This is a genomic window from Dokdonella sp., from assembly GCF_049593775.1.
Classification (GTDB): domain Bacteria; phylum Pseudomonadota; class Gammaproteobacteria; order Xanthomonadales; family Rhodanobacteraceae; genus Dokdonella.
In genome coordinates, this window is sequence record NZ_JBAWHJ010000446.1 from 1 (window position 1) to 3421 (window position 3421).

The 3421-nt window shown below is 60.9% G+C and carries 3 protein-coding genes; 2 read left to right on the top strand and 1 reads right to left on the bottom strand.

Translation table 11 applies throughout. The features are described 5' to 3' along the window. A partial coding sequence (gene hemA, locus WBP53_RS15420) for a glutamyl-tRNA reductase (protein WP_423930499.1) occupies nt 1-822 on the bottom strand: 822 nt, incomplete at its 3' end. 429 nt (nt 823-1251) lie between these two features. On the opposite strand from hemA, the gene WBP53_RS15425 reads away from it, so the two are divergent. Continuing rightward, nucleotides 1252-2817 carry a tetratricopeptide repeat protein gene (locus WBP53_RS15425; RefSeq protein WP_423930501.1) on the top strand — a complete coding sequence of 522 codons (1566 nt, stop codon included), beginning with the start codon at nt 1252-1254 and terminating at the stop codon, nt 2815-2817. A gap of 8 nt (nt 2818-2825) precedes the next feature. Then, the coding region (gene lolB, locus WBP53_RS15430; protein WP_423930503.1) for a lipoprotein insertase outer membrane protein LolB at nt 2826-3421 on the top strand (596 nt) is incomplete at its 3' end.

Here is a 3421-nt window from a genome sequence, read left to right on the forward strand (position 1 = left end):
CATGAACATCGGGCGCCGCCGCCGCGCGGCAATCGCGGCGGCAACCATCGATCGGGTCAGCACCGGCTCTCTCGACGCTGTCGAGCTAATCACGATATCGGCTTCGGCCAGATGTTTTTCGAGATCCCCAAGGGGAATGGCATAGCCGCCAAAACGTCCGGCCAGGGCCTGTGCGTTATCGAGTGTGCGATTAGCCACGATGAGTCGGCGAACCTTGGCCTCGGTCAGGTGCCTTGCGGCCAGTTCGATCGTTTCGCCAGCACCGACCAGCAGCACGCAAGCCTCCGCGAGATCGGTAAAAACCCGCTCGGCCAGTCGCACCGCAGTGAACGCGACCGAGACCGTGTTGGCACCGATGCGCGTATCCGAACGTACCCGTTTGGCGACTGAAAACGTGTTCTGAAACAGGCGCTCAAGTGGTGCGTCAAGGGCTCGGGCCTCACGTGCGAAGGAATAGGCGTCCTTCACCTGGCCGAGGATTTGCGGTTCACCGAGGACCATGGACTCCAGCCCCGTGGCTACGCGGAAGAGGTGACGTACCGCATCGGCGTCGTGATGCCGGTAGATGAATTCCTCGACATTGGCGCCGTGCAGTTGCCTGTGCTGGTGGAGCCATGCGAACGGCGAGGTCTCTGCGCCGGACTCGACGTTGCAATAGAGTTCGGTGCGATTGCAGGTGGACAGGATGGCGGCTTCGCGCACGCCTGGCTGGGCAATCAGTTCGGCGACGGCGCAGGCCGTGGTATCTGGAGCAAACGCCGCCCGCTCACGCAGATCTATCGGCGCGCAAAGGTGGTTGAGTCCAAGTGCAATCAGGGCCATGCGTGCAACAATCCAGGGAAATGGTGCCAGGAGGCCCTGTCGCCGGGCAGCCAGACAGGTGTCTGCGTAGAATCAGGCATTGAACTGGCGCATCCGGCCGAGAACGAATCGCCGTCCACGCTGGTCCCAGTGCATTGAAATCCCGAGCGCTTGCGCAACATCCATCAATTCTCCACGACGCGAATGATTGTGCGGGCAGCATCGGTCAGGTTCAAGCAAATACAGGGTTTTCGAGGATTTTCCTGCGTGAAAATGAGCAACTTCAACAAACAGTCACCGGTTTGCGGGGGCATGTTTACGTGCCGGATCGGGGCAATTGCAATCTTGGGGCTCCTCCTGGTAGCAGGATGTGCGACGGATCGTCCCACGCGGCCACCTTTGGCGCCGATCGCGAACCAAAGCGTGGTGCCGGTGCCTCCGGATCGCGACTTGCCGCTCAAGTTGATCGCGGCGGAGTATGCGCTGCAGAAGAACGACCTTGAGGCCGCGGCCGAGGGCTATACGGAAGCGGCTGAACTGTCGTCGAACCCTGCGATTGCCGAGCAGGCGACGCGCCTGGCCCTCGCTGTTCGCCAATTGCCACTCGCACACACAGCGCTGCAACGCTGGCGAACACTGGATCCGGATTCGCCGGGTGTGCTTCAGGCGAGTGCCTGGGTAGCTCTGTCCGATGGCCAGACCGAGCGCGCATTTTCCGAGCTTGAAGCCATGGCAAAGGCCGATTCGGACGGCAACTGGCGTTCGATCGCACAAGTCCTGATTGGCGCCGAGGACAAGACGCAGGCTGCAGCCCTGCTGGCGCGGCTGGCCACGCCTGAACGACTTGGCGAAACAGACCAGAACTGGATCGCGATGAGCCAGTTGGCGTTCAAGCTGGAGGACAAGGCGCTGGCCAATCGACTGTCGGTGGACGCCTTGTCCCGCTTCGACAGTGCCGATGCCTATGCCTGGAGTGCCCAGCTCGCGATGGATGCCGGAGACAAGGCCCTCGCCCGGAAACGCTTTGGCGAAGCACTGAAGCGCGATCCTGAAAGCCTCAGGTTGCGTACCGGATATGCCGCCCTGATTGCCGAATCGGGTGACTATGCAGGCGCTGCGCGGGCTCTCTCCAAAGGCAACCAGACCGATGTCGTTTTCGCGGCGCGGGCAGCCTATGCCGCCCGTTCGGATGACAAGGCGCTACTGTTGGCACTCTATGAAGAGATTGAAGCGGACAGCAGCGAACGCAGTGGAAAGCGCCTTTTTCTGCTCGGCCAGATTGCCGAGCTGATCGAAAAGAACGCTGCCGCGGCGCGCTGGTATAGGCAAGTTCCCGAGGATGACGAGAACTGGTTTGACGCCGGCATGCGTGTCGTCGTACTGAGCGACCAGCAAGGCGATGCCAAGGCTTCGCAATCAAAAATCAGCGAATTGCGCCTGGCGGTCGGTACTGATACGCGCGAAACAGTCGACCTGTACCTGCTCGAGGCGGATTTGCTGATCCGGAACTCGCGCAAGCGTGATGCCGTGGTCGTCTACTCTCGGGGTTTGGATCTGCTGCCCGGAGAATCCAGGCTGCTATATGCGCGCGCCATGCTGCTGATCGATCTTGACGACATCGCAGCCGGGGAACAGGACCTGCGCAGCGTACTGGCTGAAAATCCCGATAGCGCCGATGCGCTGAACGCGTTGGGCTACACCCTGGCGGATCGTACTGATCGAATCGTCGAAGCCAATGAGTTGATCGAAAAGGCCATTGCAATCAAGCCCGACGAACCAGCCATCATCGATAGCTACGGCTGGGTGCAGTACAGGCTAGGAAATCTTGATGAAGCGGTCAAGTTGCTGCGCAAGGCGTATGAGAAGCAGCCCGATGGCGAAGTGGCCGCGCACCTTGGCGAAGTGCTGTGGGTTCGGGGCGATCGCGATGAGGCTCGCCGAATCTGGGCCGAGGGGCGGAAGAAAGATGCCGAAAACAAGGTATTGATCGAAACCATGAACCGGTTGGCTTCATAGTGGTCGCGATGCATGCGCTTCGCTATTGGCGACTGCCGGCCTTGGCCGCCATTGCCGTGCTTCTGACATCCTGCGCGGCTTCAAGGATTCGTCCCGATGCTGACCTGATGTCGGCGCAGGAACAGCGCGAGCAGCAATTGGCGGTGGTCAGCGACTGGTCCTTGAAGGGCAGGTTGGCCCTTTCGGGGCCGGGTGATTCGGGTAGCGGTTCGCTGGATTGGCAACAGGAAGGCGTTGACTACGTTTTCACCATGCACGCTCCGGTCACCGGCAAGACCTGGACCTTGAGTGGAAACGGCGACTACGCCGAACTGGCGGGGCTTCAGGCGCAGCCGGTCACGGCAAGGGATGCCTCCACCTTGCTGGAACGCGAGCTGGGCTGGAAAGTCCCCGTGGTTGAATTGGCGCATTGGGTGCGCGGGTTGCGTGCGCCCGGAGCTGCAGAGATCATTTTTCGCCCTGACGGACTTCCCGCCGAATTTCGCCAGGACGGCTGGCTGATCGAGTATCGGGAATACGACGAGACCCGTGATCCCCCATTGCCACGACGAATATTCGCCAGCAATGGCGAATACAAGGTTCGTCTGGCGATCCAGCGATGGGC